Annotated in this window: 13 protein-coding genes and 1 tRNA gene; 6 read left to right on the plus strand and 8 right to left on the minus strand. The window is 55.7% G+C overall.

Annotated features, from left to right (window positions below; genetic code table 11):
• Positions 1-122 precede the first annotated feature (122 nt).
• A tRNA-Leu gene (locus tag AC2FF7_RS06220) sits at positions 123-208 on the plus strand.
• 122 nt (positions 209-330) lie between these two features.
• Here AC2FF7_RS06220 and AC2FF7_RS06225 read toward each other — a convergent pair.
• Positions 331-1,824 carry a BCCT family transporter gene (locus tag AC2FF7_RS06225; protein ID WP_496905376.1) on the minus strand — a complete coding sequence of 498 codons (1,494 nt, stop codon included), beginning with the start codon at positions 1,822-1,824 and terminating at the stop codon, positions 331-333.
• Positions 1,825-2,160: 336 nt separating this feature from the next.
• On the opposite strand from AC2FF7_RS06225, the gene AC2FF7_RS06230 reads away from it, so the two are divergent.
• The 3 genes from AC2FF7_RS06230 to AC2FF7_RS06240 all read left to right on the plus strand — a co-directional run bounded on the left by AC2FF7_RS06230 (position 2,161) and on the right by AC2FF7_RS06240 (position 6,270).
• On the plus strand, positions 2,161-3,129 hold the full coding sequence (locus AC2FF7_RS06230; protein ID WP_170354262.1) for a TAXI family TRAP transporter solute-binding subunit: 969 nt from the start codon (positions 2,161-2,163) through the stop codon (positions 3,127-3,129).
• A 103-nt stretch (positions 3,130-3,232) separates the two neighbouring features.
• On the plus strand, positions 3,233-5,842 hold the full coding sequence (locus AC2FF7_RS06235; RefSeq protein ID WP_170354261.1) for a TRAP transporter permease: 2,610 nt from the start codon (positions 3,233-3,235) through the stop codon (positions 5,840-5,842).
• On the plus strand, positions 5,839-6,270 hold the full coding sequence (locus AC2FF7_RS06240) for a universal stress protein (protein WP_170354260.1): 432 nt from the start codon (positions 5,839-5,841) through the stop codon (positions 6,268-6,270). Before AC2FF7_RS06235 ends, AC2FF7_RS06240 begins: the two co-directional genes overlap by 4 nt.
• On the opposite strand, the gene AC2FF7_RS06245 is transcribed toward AC2FF7_RS06240, so the two are convergent.
• From AC2FF7_RS06245 to AC2FF7_RS06255, 3 genes are read right to left on the minus strand one after another with little or no spacing between them, the layout of a single operon-like run.
• Positions 6,271-7,311: a lipocalin-like domain-containing protein gene (locus AC2FF7_RS06245; protein ID WP_480865606.1), complete on the minus strand. Its 1,041-nt coding sequence runs from the start codon at positions 7,309-7,311 to the stop codon at positions 6,271-6,273.
• Positions 7,301-9,715 carry an ABC transporter permease gene (locus AC2FF7_RS06250; protein WP_496905377.1) on the minus strand — a complete coding sequence of 805 codons (2,415 nt, stop codon included), beginning with the start codon at positions 9,713-9,715 and terminating at the stop codon, positions 7,301-7,303. The genes AC2FF7_RS06245 and AC2FF7_RS06250 overlap by 11 nt, the downstream gene beginning before the upstream one ends.
• Complete coding sequence (locus AC2FF7_RS06255) at positions 9,712-10,359, minus strand: ABC transporter ATP-binding protein (protein WP_480865604.1); 648 nt, start codon at positions 10,357-10,359, stop codon at positions 9,712-9,714. The genes AC2FF7_RS06250 and AC2FF7_RS06255 overlap by 4 nt, the downstream gene beginning before the upstream one ends.
• Positions 10,360-10,529: 170 nt before the next feature.
• On the opposite strand from AC2FF7_RS06255, the gene AC2FF7_RS06260 reads away from it, so the two are divergent.
• A complete protein-coding gene (locus tag AC2FF7_RS06260; RefSeq protein ID WP_170354256.1) occupies positions 10,530-10,964 on the plus strand; it encodes an ion channel in 435 nt (144 codons plus the stop codon).
• Here AC2FF7_RS06260 and cls read toward each other — a convergent pair.
• From cls to AC2FF7_RS06275, 3 genes are all read right to left on the minus strand, one after another.
• Complete coding sequence (gene cls, locus AC2FF7_RS06265) at positions 10,961-12,373, minus strand: cardiolipin synthase (RefSeq protein WP_480865603.1); 1,413 nt, start codon at positions 12,371-12,373, stop codon at positions 10,961-10,963. The genes AC2FF7_RS06260 and cls overlap by 4 nt on opposite strands.
• A 23-nt stretch (positions 12,374-12,396) precedes the next feature.
• Positions 12,397-13,371 carry an HAD family hydrolase gene (locus tag AC2FF7_RS06270; protein ID WP_496905378.1) on the minus strand — a complete coding sequence of 325 codons (975 nt, stop codon included), beginning with the start codon at positions 13,369-13,371 and terminating at the stop codon, positions 12,397-12,399.
• Between the two features lie 75 nt (positions 13,372-13,446).
• On the minus strand, positions 13,447-15,057 hold the full coding sequence (locus AC2FF7_RS06275; protein WP_174821779.1) for an arylsulfatase: 1,611 nt from the start codon (positions 15,055-15,057) through the stop codon (positions 13,447-13,449).
• Between the two features lie 198 nt (positions 15,058-15,255).
• Between AC2FF7_RS06275 and AC2FF7_RS06280 the strand changes: the two genes are divergently transcribed.
• On the plus strand, positions 15,256-15,936 hold the full coding sequence (locus tag AC2FF7_RS06280; RefSeq protein WP_170751334.1) for a Crp/Fnr family transcriptional regulator: 681 nt from the start codon (positions 15,256-15,258) through the stop codon (positions 15,934-15,936).
• A gap of 2 nt (positions 15,937-15,938) precedes the next feature.
• On the opposite strand, the gene AC2FF7_RS06285 is transcribed toward AC2FF7_RS06280, so the two are convergent.
• Entirely contained in the window at positions 15,939-17,090 is a 1,152-nt protein-coding gene (locus AC2FF7_RS06285; RefSeq protein WP_496905379.1) for a hypothetical protein, read from the minus strand.
• Positions 17,091-17,153 lie beyond the last annotated feature (63 nt).

Raw genomic sequence — 17,153 nt, forward strand, 5'->3', positions numbered from 1 at the left:
CAGATGGGTTAGCCAAATCACGCGGTCATCCTAGGGTCAACTGCCGCCGGAAAAACAAATGACGATGGGTTGTTTTTTGCCTCTGGACCTTCCTGAACTTGGGCGCTAATCCAGTGTTCGTGGCCCAAGTGGCGGAATGGTAGACGCAGGGGATTCAAAATCCCCCGCCTTCACGGGCGTGAGAGTTCGAGTCTCTCCTTGGGCACCACATCTTCCGTTAAGCAAAGTGTGTTGGCGACCCTTAAGGGTCCGGTCGGAGGCTGAGCCAGACCAGAAAGCCGATGAACAGGAACACATTGATGTTTAGAAGCGTGTCAATCAGGGAAGTGCTCATGAGTGGTCCTCGCGGGCCAGTGATTTGATCAGGCAGATAACCAGTACCGGAACGATGAAAACAAAGGCTATGGCCGACAAGGCTATGATCGACCGGACAAGCCCAATGTCACCGACAAATATCATAGCCAGCCCTAAAGCTCCGAGAATCGCCCCCCAGATTGTGCGTATGCGGGGCGAGGGGTTCTCGTCCCCACCGGTTCCGATCATCGCCAAGGTGAATCCGGCGCTGACCACACTGGTAATGACGAACAGAAATGCCGCCAAAACCGTTGCGGCCCTCGTCAAGCCGTCCAATGGAAACCGTTCCAGCAGAGCAAAGGTCGTGGCGTCCAGATTTTGCGCGTTTATCGCAGACAGTTCTGCGTCTTGGCGCAGGGCGTCGTAAAAGCCTAAGCCTCCGAAGATTCCGAACCACAAGATCGAAAACAGGGTGGGTGCGATGATAACGCCTACCAGAAACTCACGAATGGTTCGCCCGCGCGAAATACGAGCGATAAAGATACCCACAAAGGGCGACCAAGCTAACCACCAGATCATGTAGTTCAGCGTCCAGCCCTGAAACCAGTCGACGATGATGTCATCGAAAAACTCGGCGGTCGAAAACCCGGCGGGTAGAACTTCGAACAGGTACCGGCCAAACCCGGCGACGATGTCGTTCATAAGGAACGATGTTGGGCCAAGCAGCAGCAGATAGATCATCATACTGACAGCAATCAGCATCGCGGCGTTTGACAGCAGCGCCATCCCGTCGCCAAGGTCCTTGCGCAGCGGAATAATGAACGCAACACAAAGCGCGACAAAGACCGGTATCGTCAGGGTGTCGGGGTTTTCAACTCCGATCAGCCCTGCCAACCCTGTTTGTATCTGGAAAACCCCCATTGCCATTGACCCGGCCAACCCCACAGCGATCGCAACGATTGACAAAAGATCGAACAGCCAGCCCAGGGACCGGGTCCAGGGCATATCGCCAAAAGTGTCCAGCACTGGTGCGCTCAAAAGCAAGGCCCTGCCTTTGCGATAGGCGAAATAGGCGATGACCAACGCCACGATTCCGTAAATGGCCCATGCATGAAACCCCCAGTTAAGGTAGGTGACGAACATGGCGTAGCTGGCCGCATCCGGCTCGTCGCGGTATTGCCGCAGTACTTCGAAGTGGGTCAACGGCTCGGCGGCTCCGTAAAATAACAGGCCGACGCCCATCCCGGCGGCAAAAAGCATAGCGATCCAAGCCGGGGTGGAAAATTCGGGCGTATCCGTGTCTTTGCCCAACCGAGTGTTCCCGAACCGGGAAAAGGCTAGAAAGAGCGCGACGAACAGCAACCCGCTGACCTCGAGCATGATAAACCAGCCGCGGCTGTTGAATTGAGTCGCCACTGCGGCAGCGGCCAATTTGCCCAGCCCTTGCGGGTCGGCAAGCCCCCAAACTGCGATGGCGGCACTTAGGGCAAGCGCAATGGCCAGCAGCGGGCTGAACGATGTTTTGTTCACGGCTTTTCGCCCTTTCTACTCCGGGTTTGAACGAACCAACCAAACCATTCCGTTAGGACCGGCCAATGGCTGAGTTTGAAGCGGTATACACTCAAATTCGACCAATGGGGAAACTTTGGCAGATTCCGTCATATATGCTGATTGAGGACGTTACGTCATGTGCAGGGGTTGACAAGATGAGTGTCTGAATGAAACGTCGTCTAAGTTGGGAGATTTTGGAATTTCAGATGCTTGACCCTGTTGCATGATAGGGTGGCTTGCCGTACCGGCATGGTCCCAGATGGGGGGCCGCTGACATGTCTCTCATCCACAATAAGAGTTTGGGAGTTCTCAAAAATGAAAAACAGCAGCAAGCTAAGCCTTGGCGCGTTTGTCACGGCAGCCATGATGGCTCCGGCAGCTTATGCGGAAGAGTTCATCACCATCGGTACCGGCGGTGTGACTGGCGTGTACTACCCGACCGGTGGCGCGATCTGCCGTCTGGTGAACAAAGGACGCAAAGAGCATGGCGTTCGGTGCTCGGTCGAGTCAACGGGCGGATCGGTTTACAACATTAACACCATCCGCGAAGGCGAGCTGGAGTTCGGTGTGGCCCAGTCCGACTGGCAGTACCATGCCTATAACGGCACCTCGAAATTCGAAGATGCTGGTGCGTTTGAAAATCTGCGCGCTGTGTTCTCGGTCCACCCCGAGCCGTTCACTGTTGTCGCCCGTGCCGATTCCGGCATCAGCAGCTTTGAAGACCTTAAGGGCAAGCGCGTGAACATCGGCAACCCCGGTTCCGGTCAGCGCGGCACCATGGATGTTGTTCTGGACGCCATGGGCTGGACGATCGATGATTTCGCCCTGGCATCCGAACTGAAAGCAGCCGAACAGTCGGCAGCCCTGTGCGACAACCAGATCGACGCGATGATCTACACCGTGGGCCACCCGTCGGGCTCGATCCAGGAAGCCACCACCGCCTGTGACTCTGTTCTGGTCAACGTAACCGGCGACGCGATTGACGGCCTGATCGACGGCAACTCGTATTACCGCACCGCGACCATTCCGGGCGGCATGTATCGCGGGTCTGACGGTGACACCACGACCTTTGGTGTTGGCGCGACTTTCGTGACCTCGGCGGATGTGTCGGAAGACGCGGTCTATGCGGTTGTCAGCTCGGTTTTTGAAAACTTCGACGATTTCAAAAAGCTGCACCCGGCTTTCGCCAACCTCAAGCCCGAAGAAATGATTTCCGACGGTCTGTCGGCTCCGCTGCATCCGGGCGCCGAGAAGTACTACAAAGAAAAAGGCTGGATTCAATAATCCAGACCTGATGCGGAGTGCCTTCGGGCGCTCCGCCACCCAAGCCCGGCGTAACCGGGTAGCGAATAAGGCCAAAAAGGTCGCATGACGGGGAGACATCCTGATGAGTTCCGACACCCAATCCAATCGCCCTCTATCCGAAGAAGAGCTACAGGAGCTTGTAGCCTCGTCCGATGCAGGGGGGCGTAATCCGGTTGGCAGTGTCGGGATTTTTCTGGCTGTCGTTGCAGCGCTTTGGTCGGTGTTTCAGGTCGTTCTTGCCTCGCCGATTTCCAACGTGGCTCTGCCGGGCAGCGTGGTGAACAACTCGCGCCAGATCCATCTGGCTTTTGCGATGTTCCTGGCCTTTGCGGCCTATCCGGCACTGAAATCTAGTCCGCGAAACTACATTCCCATTCAAGACTGGATCATGGGCGCTCTTGGGGCGTTTGTGGCGCTTTACGGGTATTTCTTCTACGACAAGATCGTAAACGCCGGTGGTCTGGCGGATGATACCGACAAGTGGATCGCGCTGGGTGGCCTTTTGCTGCTGTTCGAGGCCGCACGCCGCGCGCTTGGCCCGGCTATGGCAATCATCGCGACGATCTTCCTGCTCTATGTGTTCTTCGGTTCCTCGGAATGGGTGCCCGAGGTGATCCGCTGGAAGGGCGCAAGCTTGAAAAAAGCCATGAGCCACATGTGGATCACGTCCGAGGGTGTGTTTGGCATCGCGCTTGGTGTGTCTACGAAATTCGTTTTCCTCTTCGTGCTGTTCGGCGCATTGCTGGATAAGGCCGGGGCAGGGAATTACTTTATTAAGATGGCCTTTGGCGCGCTTGGCCACCTGCGGGGTGGTCCGGCCAAAGCGGCTGTTGTTGGGTCGGCCGCAACCGGCCTGATTTCGGGCTCGTCGATTGCGAACGTGGTGACCACCGGCACCTTCACCATACCGCTGATGAAGCGGGTGGGCTTTTCCAGTGAACAGGCGGGTTCGGTCGAGGTGGCGAGTTCGGTGAACGGACAGATCATGCCGCCGGTGATGGGGGCTGCGGCCTTCCTGATGGTGGAATATGTGGGCATCTCCTATGTCGAGGTGATCACCCACGCCTTCCTGCCCGCCGCGATTTCCTACATCGCGCTGGTCTATATCGTTCACCTCGAAGCCGTGAAGCGCAACATGCCGACGCTGGGCAATCGCGAGGTGCATCTGGCGCGGACCGTTGTCGGGATGCTGTCCTTTTTCCTAGTGTTTGCAGGGCTGTGCTATAGCTCGCAATTCCCGGTCGAGGCGGTCACGGCGTGGGCTCCGTCTGCGGCGGGTCTGATCCTTAGCCTGATTGTGTGTGCGGTTTATGTGGTCCTTCTTTATCTGGCTTCTCAGGTCCCGGATCTGGAGCCGGACGATCCAAATGCCAAAGAGGTAGAGCTGCCCGTTATCGCCGAAATTTACAAAGCGGGTCTGCACTATCTGCTGCCGATTATCGTGTTGGTCTATTTCCTGATGATCGAACAGAAATCGCCCGGCTTATCGGCGTTTTGGGCCACCGCGCTGCTGTTTGTAATTCTTGTGACGCAGAAGCCGCTCAAGGCAATCTTCCGGGGTCAGAGCAACCTTTACGATACGTTCATCGACGGCGTGGCCGATCTATGGCAGGGCCTGATTGACGGCGCGCGGAACATGATCGGCATCGCGCTGGCCACCGCCACGGCGGGCGTGATCGTGGGCACCGTGACGCTGACCGGCGTGGGGCAGGTGATGGCTGATCTGGTCGAGTTCCTGTCGGGCGGCAACCTGATTCTGATGCTGGTGATGGTCGGACTGCTTAGCCTGATTCTGGGCATGGGCCTGCCGACCACTGCGAACTATATCGTCGTCAGTTCTTTGATGGCCGGAGTGGTGGTTGAGCTGGGCGCGCAAAGCGGGCTGATCGTGCCGCTAATCGCCGTGCATCTGTTCGTGTTCTATTTCGGTATCATGGCTGATGTGACACCGCCCGTGGGTTTGGCAAGCTTCGCTGCAGCCGCCGTTTCTGGGGGTGACGCGATCAAGACAGGCTTCACCGCGTTTTTCTACAGCCTGCGCACCGTAGCGCTGCCATTTGTGTTCATCTTCAACACGGATCTGCTGTTGATCGACGTCACTTGGGTCGAGGGCATAATCGTCGCTATATTCGCGACCATTGCCATCCTCGTCTTCACTGCGGGGACAATGGGCTATTTCCTGACCCACAGCCGTATCTATGAAAGCATCGCGCTGATCGCTGTGGCTTTTGCACTGTTCCGACCGGACTACTTCATGGATCGGATCGCGCCTCCGTACACATCGGTCGAACCGGCTGCTTTGGTCGAAACGATCGGCCAAACCCCACCGGGAACCGAGATGCGACTGGTCGTTGCTGGCCCCGATTTTGACACGCTTGAGATGACTGATACCACGGTAGTCGTGACCGTCGGCGACGAAGAGGGCGGCGAAGCGCGGGTTGAAGCTTTGGGGCTGTTGCTGATCCCAGAGGATGGGTTGGTCAAATTGGAAGAACCCTTGTTCGGTGCGCCGGTTGCCGATGATCTGGACATCTTTGACTATTACGGGGATGAGGCGGTCCGTCTGACCTCGGTCAGTGTGCCTTCCAGCCAGCCTCCGAAACAACTGATCTATATCCCGGCGATGATATTCCTGGGTCTGATCGCCTTCCTGCAACGTGGCCGTGCCACCAGACAAGAGGTGCCCGCATGACAAACTCTGTCCTCTGTGCCGTTGACATCAGCAATGGTGATCTGGATGTCCATGTCCTCAAAAAAGCGGCTGCCTTAGCCCAGATGGAAGACGCGCAGCTTGATGTTGTAACTGTTCTGCCGGATTTCGGCGAAAGCTGGGTGTCCGGTTTCTTTCAAGCCGATTTCCATGAAAAAGCGTTGGAAGAAGCGCAGACGAAACTGACCGATATGTGTGTCGCGGCGCTGGGTGCGGAACGGAACGAGACTGTCCGCCATGTGGTTGCAACCGGTACAGCCTATCAGGAAATCCTGAAAACGGCCGATAGTGCCGGGTCAGATCTGATCGTGATCGGAGCGCACAAACCGGATTTCAAGGACTACCTTCTGGGTCCGAATGCGGCACGGGTAGTGCGACACTCTAACGTCTCGGTTTTTGTCGTTCGCTAGTCAGTATCCGGTCATTTCAAGGTAGCCACGACCACTGTGGCTGCCAGTGACGGTAACCGGACCCTCCCAATATTCAAACATCGTCGCCATCCATGAATCCGGTGTCATAGCCGATACCTCTACATCAAGATCGCGATCCGGCAGCGTGACCTGCCACCGAATGGGCACATCACGATCAGCCACCTGTGCCGTGTCCAACGGAAGGACCCGTACAGCACCATCGGGCAAAGAGATGGTTGTACCGTCAGGGGCAATCCACGTGGCGGCGGTAAAGTCCCCACGGCCCCCCCTTAGGCGGAAGGCCATCAGCTTGTCACCGTCATCGAAGCTGAGGGAAAACCAATCCCACCCGGTCTGGTCGGCAGCCAGCGGCTGCGATGACCATTCGCGGTCCAGCCAGGCTTGCCCCGTGACAGCGATATCGCCGTCAGGCAGCCGCAGCGTCCCTTCAACGGTGTAGAAAGGTTGCGAGTAGTAGTAACTGGCTTGCCCGTCTGCGGATTTGACGGAATACCCGCCGTTTCCATGGAAAACCAACGGACCCTGCGCGTCGAGGGACACATCATACCCAAAGTCAGCCCCCTGAGCGCGAAGGTTCAGACGATCCAGATCGTCCCCCTGCATGTACCATTCATCGATCCACGCCGCGAACGGGTCGGCTGTGACGCCCGCCTGACCAATACCGCCACGCGACAGGCGCTCTGCAAAGTGATGCGCTTCGGGTGTGGTGACAGCTGCGTGGCCCATCCAGATTTGAGGGCTTTGCCACCCTTCGACTTCGTTTGGTCTGAGGGCCGATCTGAACAGGGTCCATTGCAAACCATAGCTGCGCCCATCCTCTCCGCTCAGGTTTGCCGTTAGATACCACCATTCGATCCGGTATGACGGGTGCGGACCGTGATCTTGCGGAAAGCTGAAATCATAACCTGCTTGAGGTACGTCGAACCCTTCGGCCGAGCCGCCCAAACCGGCATAGCCTTGGCTCTGTGCCGTGCTTGGCAACAGCAAAGTCAGTATCAAGAGGACATATTTAACGCTCATTGGCGAACACCCTTAAAAGGTCGGCTGGCGGCAGGCGTAACAGGCGAAGTGCAGGCAGGGCAGCCGCGATGAGAGCGGCCACAAGGGTGAGCACCAGAAGATAGACCCAATCCGATGGAAACAGATACATCGGCAATCGCCAGCCGAAGGCCTCGACATTTATGACCGCAAGTAGGGTCCATGCCAACACCAACCCAAGCGGCAGCGCGAAAACCGCCGTCAGCGCCGCAAGCAACACGCTGCGCAACAGCTCTAGCCGGGCCAGACGCGCTCGTGTTAACCCCAGCGCCCAGATCGGCGCAATTTGCGGCAAGCGCTGCGTCCACAGTGTTAGCAGGCTTGTCAGAATCGCAAATCCTGCGACACCAAGTGTCAGGATGTTCAGCGCCGCAGTGACGACGAATGTTTTTTCAAAAACCGCCACGGATTGCGCCTTCATCGCCGCCTGTTGAACGACCGACCGCGATGGCAGATCAAAGCGGTCACGCACGGTCTGGGCCAGTTCCGTTGCCCGATCTTCAGGGACTCGGATGCCAAAGCCACGGATTTTCGCGCCGGGGGCGATTTTATCAAGGCGATCCATCGAAACAATGGCTTGTCCGGTGGGGTTGCCATAATCAGAATACACCCCTGCTATGGGCAAACTGAGGTTCGCGCCAAGGCTTAGAACGTCACCCGGCCAAAGGTCTTCGCGCCGGGCCAATTGTTCGTTGATCAAGATTGCAGTTCCGTCCATCACACGGTCCCACGTTTCTGATGAAGATGCGATCAGGGGCCATTTTTCGCGATAGGTCTGATCGTCGACAACGCCGTACAAAAACAAAGGTCCCGAGCTATGCGACAGCTCCACGTTGCGAATAGGTAGTAATGCGTGCACTTGTGGGGCAAGCCATTCGGCAATCTCTTGCGCCTGTTGTTGATCGGAAGGTGTCAGGTACAGTTCGGACGTCAGGCGTTGATCCAGCCATCCGGTAAAGGTCAGTCGAAAGCTGGACACCATCGTGCCCACACCGACATTGGCAGCCAGGGCCAACAACAGGGCCATCAAGGCCAAGGACAGACCGGGAAGCTGAGCGCGCATGTCGGACCATACCCATTGGGCGATCGGGCCTGTTGCACGGCGTTGCAGCACTTGCAGCGCGAGGGATAACAACGTTGGCAAAATGAGCGCGGCACCGACCAGAAAGCCGGCGACCATGGCAAAACCGCTTACCAGGCCTCCGACCAAAAGGTGCGCCGCGACACCACCTAGGATCGCCACAGAGCCCGCAATAGGGGAAAGCCACCTGTCTGACGACGCTACACGCCACGTCTGAAGCTCAGCGCCCGACAGCAATGGCATTCGGGACAAGCGGAACAGGGCTTGCCCGCTGGCAAGCAAGGTGCCACCGACGGCCATCGCAAGGCCCGCCAGAACCCATTCAGGTTGCAAGGCGATCTGGCCACTCACAGGTGCCCCGTACAAACCGCGCAAAGTGGCTGCAACATCAGGCAGCAAAGCGCCCGCAATGAAGAACCCAAGCATCAGGCCAAGGATGCCTCCGACGATGGCAAAAAGGGTCAGTTCCGCCATGATCATCCAGACCAGTCGCCGCATCGAGACTCCAAGTGCCCGTATGGTGCGGATCATTGCGCGCCGCTGAGCAAAGGCAAGCCCGACCGTACCGTGGACGATGAACAGCCCAACTGCAAAGGACAGCAATCCAAAAGCTGTCAGGTTCAGATGGAAACTGTCGGTCAGTTGGGCCGTGTCCAGTTGCGAGGCTGCGTCTATCCGTTCCAGAGACGGAGCGACGGCGGCAAGATCTGGCAGGTTGCGTGGTTGGTTCGGTAAGATGATGACACGGGACAAAAGACCGGGGCGGTTCAGCAAAACCTCGGCCACACCAATATCTGTAAGGATCAGGTCTGATGGAAGGTTATCTGTCACCACCATTGGTGGCAGGTCCTGGGTTCCAGTTAGCAACGTTGCCAGCTCAGGGTGTACCAGCAATCGGCCTGGAGCGGTCAGTATCTGGGCCGGATCAGGAGGGGTTTCGCCTTCCTCCATCTGGGTAACTGCGGGCAGGGCAGGGTAGCTAAGCATATCTACACCCAGCACTCGAACCGTGCGGCCGTTTATGCGCATAGAGCCCTCTAGCGCGGCGGCCACTTGCCATCCTGCACGCCTCAGCTCGGTGTAGCGTGCTAAGGGAAACAGGCCCGAGGGGTCTTGAAGGGTATCGAATTGCCCCAGAGCCAACTGGTTGTTCGCCCTTTGATAACTGGCCCTGGCTTCGGCATTGATGGCTTGTACAGCCGACCACAGCGCTGTCGCCAGCGCGATCCCGATCAGAAGGGTGGCGAGTTGTATTCGATGTGCGCGCCAATGGGACAGCAGGGCCTGAATAACGGCTTGCGTCATGCTATGCGACCACCGCTGAGATGCGCGCGCTTGTCCAGCCGGTCTGCAATCTCGCTTGAGTGTGTCACCAAAAGCAGAGCGGTCCCTGTCTCGGAGACCAGCGACAACATCAGGTCCAAAACATTCGCGCTGGCGGTTTCGTCGAGATTGCCTGTCGGTTCGTCGGCAAGCAGCAGCTTGGGTCGAGACGCCAGCGCGCGCCCGATAGCGACGCGTTGTTGTTGGCCGCCCGAAAGCGTCTCGGGGTAGCGATCCAAAAGATCAGACAGGCCCAACCGGTCGGCCAGATGGGCGTTCCAGTCTTTATCCTCTTGCCCCGCAAGCCGGGCGTGGAAGGATAGGTTGTGCCTGACCGTCAAAGATGGGATCAGATTGAACTGCTGGAAAACAATCGACAGGCTATGCCGGCGTAGATCGGCCCGGCCGGGGTCGTCGAGCGACGACAAACCTGTGCCATCCAACGTGATCTCTCCGTCTTCGAAACTGTCCATCGCCGCCGCGAGGTTCAGAAGGGTGCTTTTGCCGCTGCCGCTTTCACCGGTCAGCGCCAAAGTTTGGGCCGTGTCCAAGTCAAGCGAAACACCCTGAAGCACCGGTCGTCCTCCAGGATAGGATTTTCGAACATTCTCGATTTTCAGCAGCATTCTGATCGCTCTCTTACCGTGCGCCACAATGTGGACCCAACGCAGTCGGAGTCCAGCACTGACACGGATTCGTTTCCATTCGTCGCAGCGGATCACGCAGGGTTGTCCCGATGGGCCTAACCAGTCATTGTTGCAGAGCTTTTTCAGAAGGCAAAACGAGATACGGACACATGACCTTACTTGAACAGATCGTATGGGGCAGCATCTATCTTGGGATTTGCTTCGTTTTGGAAATCATTCTGCTGACGTGGTGCACGCAGGTAATCCGCATCTTTGCGTTGCGACTGGAGAACAGCAAAAGGTTTTTCACCATTGCAGCTCCGTTATGTGTGGCATTGGTGTTTATCGTCGCGATCCATACGTTTCAGGTCTGGCTATGGGCGGTGGTCTGGATCCTGGGGGATATTCTACCCGACTGGAACACAGCGCTGTATTTCTCGTTGGTGACGTTCACGACGCTTGGGTATGGCGACATCGTCTTGGGCGAACCCCTGCGTATCTTCGGTGCTTTCGCGTCGGTGACAGGTTTGTTGGCCTTTGGTCTGTCCACAGCCTTCATGGTGGCCGTGATGACGCAGGTCTTCAAAGAAGAGCTTATGGGTTAAAGGATCGGCGCAAACAGGCGCGCCAGGGGCGATCCGAACCGGATATAAGCGCGCTGGTCGGGCAGGTTCCGTTCAAGCTCATAACTGTTGTCAAAATCGTTCTTAAGCATTTCGGCGACGGCCTCGGCGGCCCGGCTGTCAAAAAACAGGGCCATCGCTTCGAAATTCAGCCGGAATGAACGGTTGTCCAGATTTGTCGTGCCCACGGCAGCAAGAGTGTCGTCCACCACGAATACCTTTTGATGCATAAACCCGTCCGTGTAGCGAAAAACACGAGCACCGCAGTCCCGGATTTCGTCGAAATAAGCAAAGGCAGCCAGCCATGGAAGGCGGTGGTCAATGACTTCGGGGACCAGAATGCGCACATCGACGCCGCGAAGGGCGGCGTGTTGAAGGGCCGTCATCACATCGATATCGGGAACGAAGTATGGCGATGCGATCCACAGGCGTGTTTTGGCCTCGGCGATGGCGGCAAAAAACATCATGGCTCCGGTCTCGGTCTCGTCGCCCGGGCCGGTTGCTACAAGAAGGGCGTTCATGTCTTGATCGGACTCCGGCCCTGCCCAGACCAGTTCGTCAATCAAGTCTTCTTCATGCGCCCAGTGCCAGTCTTCCGTGAAAATCAGTTGCAGCTGGCGGACAATGTGACCGGTCATCCGGATATGCGTGTCCCGCCAATGGCCAAAATGATTGTCCTGGCCCAAATACTCGACACCGACGTTGTGGCCGCCGATGAACCCGATCTCACCATCAATAATCACTGTCTTTCGGTGATTGCGATAGTTCAGCTGAAACCGATGCTGGGGGCCGCGGCGATCACGCGGGTTGGCGATTTCGACACCTGCCTCGCGCAACTTGTCCAAATAGGCTGTCGGCAAACTGTAGCTGCCAACCGAGTCCGTCATAAAGCGAACACTGACGCCTCTTTCCGCTGCAGCGATCAACTTGGCTTGCAAACGCTGCCCCAAAGCGTCGTCGCGAACGATATAGAACTGTATAAGAACGTAGCTGCGCGCTGCGTCAATGGCCTCGAAGATCGCATCGAATGTGGCCTGTCCGTCGACCAGCAACTGTGCACCGTTGCCGCGCGACACAGGCAGATGGGCCAAAGCCTCGAACGGCTTTGGGTTTATGTTCATTGTTTTGGGGTCGGGTTTAGAAAAATCAGCGAAGGTCTTGATCCCCTCGACCACGCTTTCGCTTTGCTTGCGCGCGATGCGGTAGCCCCGAAACCGGTGATGGCCCAGAAACAAATACAGCGGGACACCAAAAACAGGGGCCGAGATCAGGAAAACCACCCAACCGACGGCCCCTTGTGGTGTTCTTGCAGTTTGGGCCGCGCGTAAAGCAAAGATGGCCGCCGTCACGTAAAGGCAAAAGACGGCGACAGAAACAAGCAGTGTCCACATCGTGTTAGCGGCCCTTCTTCAATCTAGTCGGAGCCAGTGTAGACGCGTTTCCAATCCTCGGCCATATCTACGATCACCCAACCCATATCCGGCCCCTTGTCCAACCCGTCCACCAGTTTCCCGATTGGACTTTCACGGTCATAGGCCCATTCACGCGCCGCGTCTGTATGATGGATCAACACTCCTAACCTTGGTCCGTCTCCGGCAGTTGTCCATTCAAGCATTGCGAAATCTCCGTCGGAGTTGCCCGCGGCAAAGATCGGCCGCCGCCCGATAGTGCGTTCGATGTTGATGGGCTTGCCTTCCTTGTCGTCGATGAAGGCGATGCCCGGCGATTTGACGATAGCCGGTTTGCCATCCAACGTTTCGTAGGTCGAAGCAGAATAGGTACCCAACACCTGTTCCGGCGGAATGCCATAAGCTTCTTCGGCGAAGACACGCATGAAATGCAACCCACCTCCGGACACGATATAAGTTCGAAATCCTTCATCTCTGAGGTAGCGAAGAAGCTCCACCATCGGTTGATAGGTCATCGCATCATAGTTTAGGCCGGTTTCAGGATGTTGTGCGGTGTTTAGCCATTCCTCGACCGCCACCTGGAATGCGTCGACGCTTGTGCCAGAATGCGACGCGTTGATCACTTCGATCAGCGCGTCATGCCCACCTTCCGCGATGGCTTGCACATCGTGTTTGGCGGCGGCTTCCAGAACAGGGCTGCTCAGAATGGTCGGATCTGCTTCAGCCATTTCTGACAGACGGTCCATTGCAAAAATGAGCTGAAAATAGACAGGCTGTTCCGCCCAAAGGGTGCCGTCATTGTCAAAAACGGCAATTCGGTCGGCCGGTGTTACATAGTCCATCCCCTGGGGGTCAGTGACAGAGCGTACAAAATCGATAATGCGGGCCTTGGAGTCGGCATCCTGCCAACTGGGCAGCGGATCAGCATAAGCAAAAACCGCTGAAACCGAGAGAAGCCCAGAGAGAAGAACGGCTTTCATGATCAATTCCTTATGTCTGAAAATCGCAAGGGGCCGTTGTTGTTGAAACGGCCCCCTGAAGTATTGCTGTCGACATTAGTTGTTTGTCGGAGTGGCCAATTTCTCCATCACCTGATCCAGATTGAAGCTGGCAGCTTTCTGGCGTGGAGGGAACTCTTGGAATGTTGCCAAGAAGTTACCAACATATTGCTGGGCAGGTACCAAGAAGTACGCTCGATCCAGCAGCCAGTCGTAATAGGTGTTGGACGTCCGATAGGCGCGTTCATATGGGTCGCGACGCAGGTTGATGATCAGAGGGATACGAAGCTCTGTCCACGGTTCGATCCATGCGCGCAGGGTTGCCCATGCTTTCTGCTCAAGGAAGATCAGCTTCCAATCATCAAAACGCAGTGCCGTAAGGTCGCCATCATCCGAGAAATAGAAGATTTCACGACGTGGGCTTTCAGCCGCCTCACCAGTCAACAACGGTAAGATGTTGTATCCATCCAGATGCACTTTGTAGTCACGGCCCATAGCAGCCGAGCTATATCCGGCTTTCAGCTTTTCTTTGATATCTGCGTCACCGGCGACCGCCAGATAGGTTGGCAACCAATCCATATGATGCACGATTTCGTTTGTGACGGAACCGGCTTCGATTTTGCCAGGCCACCGCACCATCGACGGCACGCGCCAGCCACCTTCCCAGTTCGTGTTCTTTTCACCCCAGAATGGCGTTGCGGCCGCGTCTGGCCACGTGTTCATATGTGGGCCGTTGTCGGTCGAGTAATGCACGATCGTGTTGTCGGCGATGCCAAGCTCATCCAGTAAATCCAGCAATTGGCCGACATGCATGTCATGCTCGATCATACCAGCAGTGTACTCGTCTGCCACACCGCCAAAGATCTCGTTCGCCTGGGCGCGCATTTCGTCTTTGACATGGGTTCGAAAGTGCATGCGAGTACCATTCCACCAAACATAGAAGGGTTGACCCTGTTCGTTCGCGCGCTTGATGAAATCAATCGCCGCAGCGACCGTTTCTTCGTCAACCGTCTCCATACGCTTTTTAGTTAGCGGGCCGGTGTCTTCGATTGTTCCATCGGCTTTGGACTTAATGACGCCTCGGGGACCGTAGGCTTCGCGGAACGTGCGACCGTCAGCAAGAACAGCATCACCGGGGTAGTCTTCATTTTCCGGTTCTTCTTCGGCGTTCAAATGATACAAGTTTCCGAAAAACTCATCAAAACCGTGGTTTGTGGGAAGATGTTCGTCCTTATCACCAAGGTGGTTTTTTCCGAACTGCCCGGTTACATAGCCGTGGTCCTTCAAAAGTCCGGCTATGGTGGGGTCTTCGACCTGCATACCCAGATCAGCACCCGGCAAGCCAACTTTTGACAATCCAGTCCGGAATACCGACTGACCCATAATGTAGGACGAGCGGCCGGCCGTACAGGATTGTTCGCCGTAATAGTCGGTGAAGATCATGCCTTCCTTGGCTACACGGTCAATATTCGGAGTTTGATACCCCATCAGTCCCATGGTGTAGGCTGAGATGTTGGACTGGCCAATGTCATCGCCCCAGATCACCAGAATATTGGGCTTTTGGTCCTGCGCCCAAGCTGGCAGCGCCAAGGCCACGGCGAAAGTCGCCACAGCAATCCGGCGAAGCCCAATTCGCCAATTCTTGGTCGTCAAACGTGGTGGTGACATGGTTTTCTCCCGATCTATATGGGTCAGAAAGACCCAAAGAGTCTTGTTGAAAAAAAAGGTTCAACATAAGGAAATTGAACCGTTTTAGAAAATTTGCTCGACCTTTTGGCAGAGTAGCTCGTGAAGGAATCGAACTCTTTTACTGTATGGTAAAAGGTGGACTTTAAATTTATCATATGATCACATTGGAAATTACTAATGTTTGATAAAGTTAATAATATGAACCTCTTGCGGGAAGCCACTTGGTTTGCCGAGCGCTCGCAATGTTTCCAGGAAGATTTATTGAGCTGCGGGATGGTGCGGGCGTTTGAAACTGGTGAAACGCTTTACCATCACGGTGATCCGGTCAATGGGCTGTACGCAGTGTTGGATGGTGGGGTTTTGTTGGCCGTTCCTGCGGATGATGGACAGGACTTAGTCTTTCACCGCCAAGGCGTTGGTTTCTGGTTTGGTGATCTGGCAATGTTCGCGAACTCATTCAGATTGATGAGTGTCGTGACAACTTGCGAGACCACAGTACTGTTTTTTCCAAGTGCGCGGATCAATAGCCTTGTACAGAAACATCCGGACTACATCCGAGATTTCTACGCATTGACCCACTACAATATGCGGACTGCTTTGAGGGTTATTGCCAACCTTCTTGTAACCGGGGCCGAGAAAAGGGTGGCTCTTCGTTTGCTTCATCTGGACGAGGGAACGTCCAAATCCGATGGCTGGATCATAGTATCTCAGGAAGAATTGGCAGAGATGGTGGCTGTTTCCCGTCCTACGCTACACAGAAGCCTTCACCGATTAGAGGATTTGGATTTAATTGAAATCGGTTACGGCCGCATCCTGATAAAAGACAGGGCGGCCCTGTTTGCAAATTGCCAAACCTGAACTCAAGGATTTAGCGGCGGAAGTGCCGTCGGTTTACGCTGTGTGCTCTTTGACAACGAGCCGATAGCCGCGATGGCACCTGACCAATCCGGCTCAGCACCCGATTTCGTCGCAGCGTATCTTGTTGCGGATATCGCAGCCAAGTGGCGTTCCATGACACTGGTATCGACCGTTTCCACCGTGCGCGACTTCCATAAATCCAATGCTGAATAGGCTTTTGACAGGTCCTGTTCATTTAGCGCAGTTCTTAGTTGCGCTAACGCGAACTCCGGCGACGCATTGTAGATTTGTGCTTGCACCTTGCGCCTGCGTCGATACCAAGGAACCATCAAACGAAATACGGCAGCCAAGACTAACGTAAAAAATATAACGTAGGGAGTGACCTGCAGAAGGTTCCGTATGTCAAATTGCTGCTTGGCTGGCCCCGTCAATTGCAGGTCTATTGCTGGTACCTCGGCTGTTTCAACGCTGTCGGATTCAAGGTTATACCAACGCAAGGTTACAGGCGGCAGCGTCGTTTTTCCTGCTGCTTGGGCAAGATAAACCACCTCGTCAACGCGCTGGCCCGAAAGGATCCCACGGTCCTCGGATTCCGAAAACCGCGGGTCTTTCGGGTAAGCCTTCAGCAGCGGATCGTCCGTATCCACCAAAAGCGGGGGTATTAGTATTGAGCTGGTTCCATAAATATTTGCCGTTAACTTGCGCGTAATGGCGTCTCCCGCATGTAGTTCGGAAGGCCCTTCAATGTCTTGGTTTAGTTCAAAGCCGTTGGCGATGATCAGCGGGTCCAACCCTTGTGCGCCTTCAGGCACTTCGACTGACAAAGAGATTTTCGGAAGCGTTACGGTGCTCTGCACGGGCTTATTCGTGTCAGGATCCGCAAAAGTGACTTCGACATCTTGCTCGCCAAAATCCAATTGGCCGGGTGTCAAAGGGTAAAGTCGATAACTGCGCTGGACCCCGGACCAAGTTTTACCATCAACTGTGTCACTTACTGGGCCCGAGGCGCGCTCGGGCAAACGAACCAGTAGATTTTCTTGTTCAAGGGACGGAAACACCGGTGGGGACGGCATGAAGGTTGGAACAAGAACTTTCACACGAACCAGGGCGGGTTGGCCGACGATAACACTTTCTTCTGGAACTTCGACAGACACGCGTGGTTCACTGGAGCTTTCCGATTGTGGTAGCGCGACTGATGGAGCGACCAAACATATGAG

Source organism: Ruegeria sp. YTSC325, from assembly GCF_059609525.1.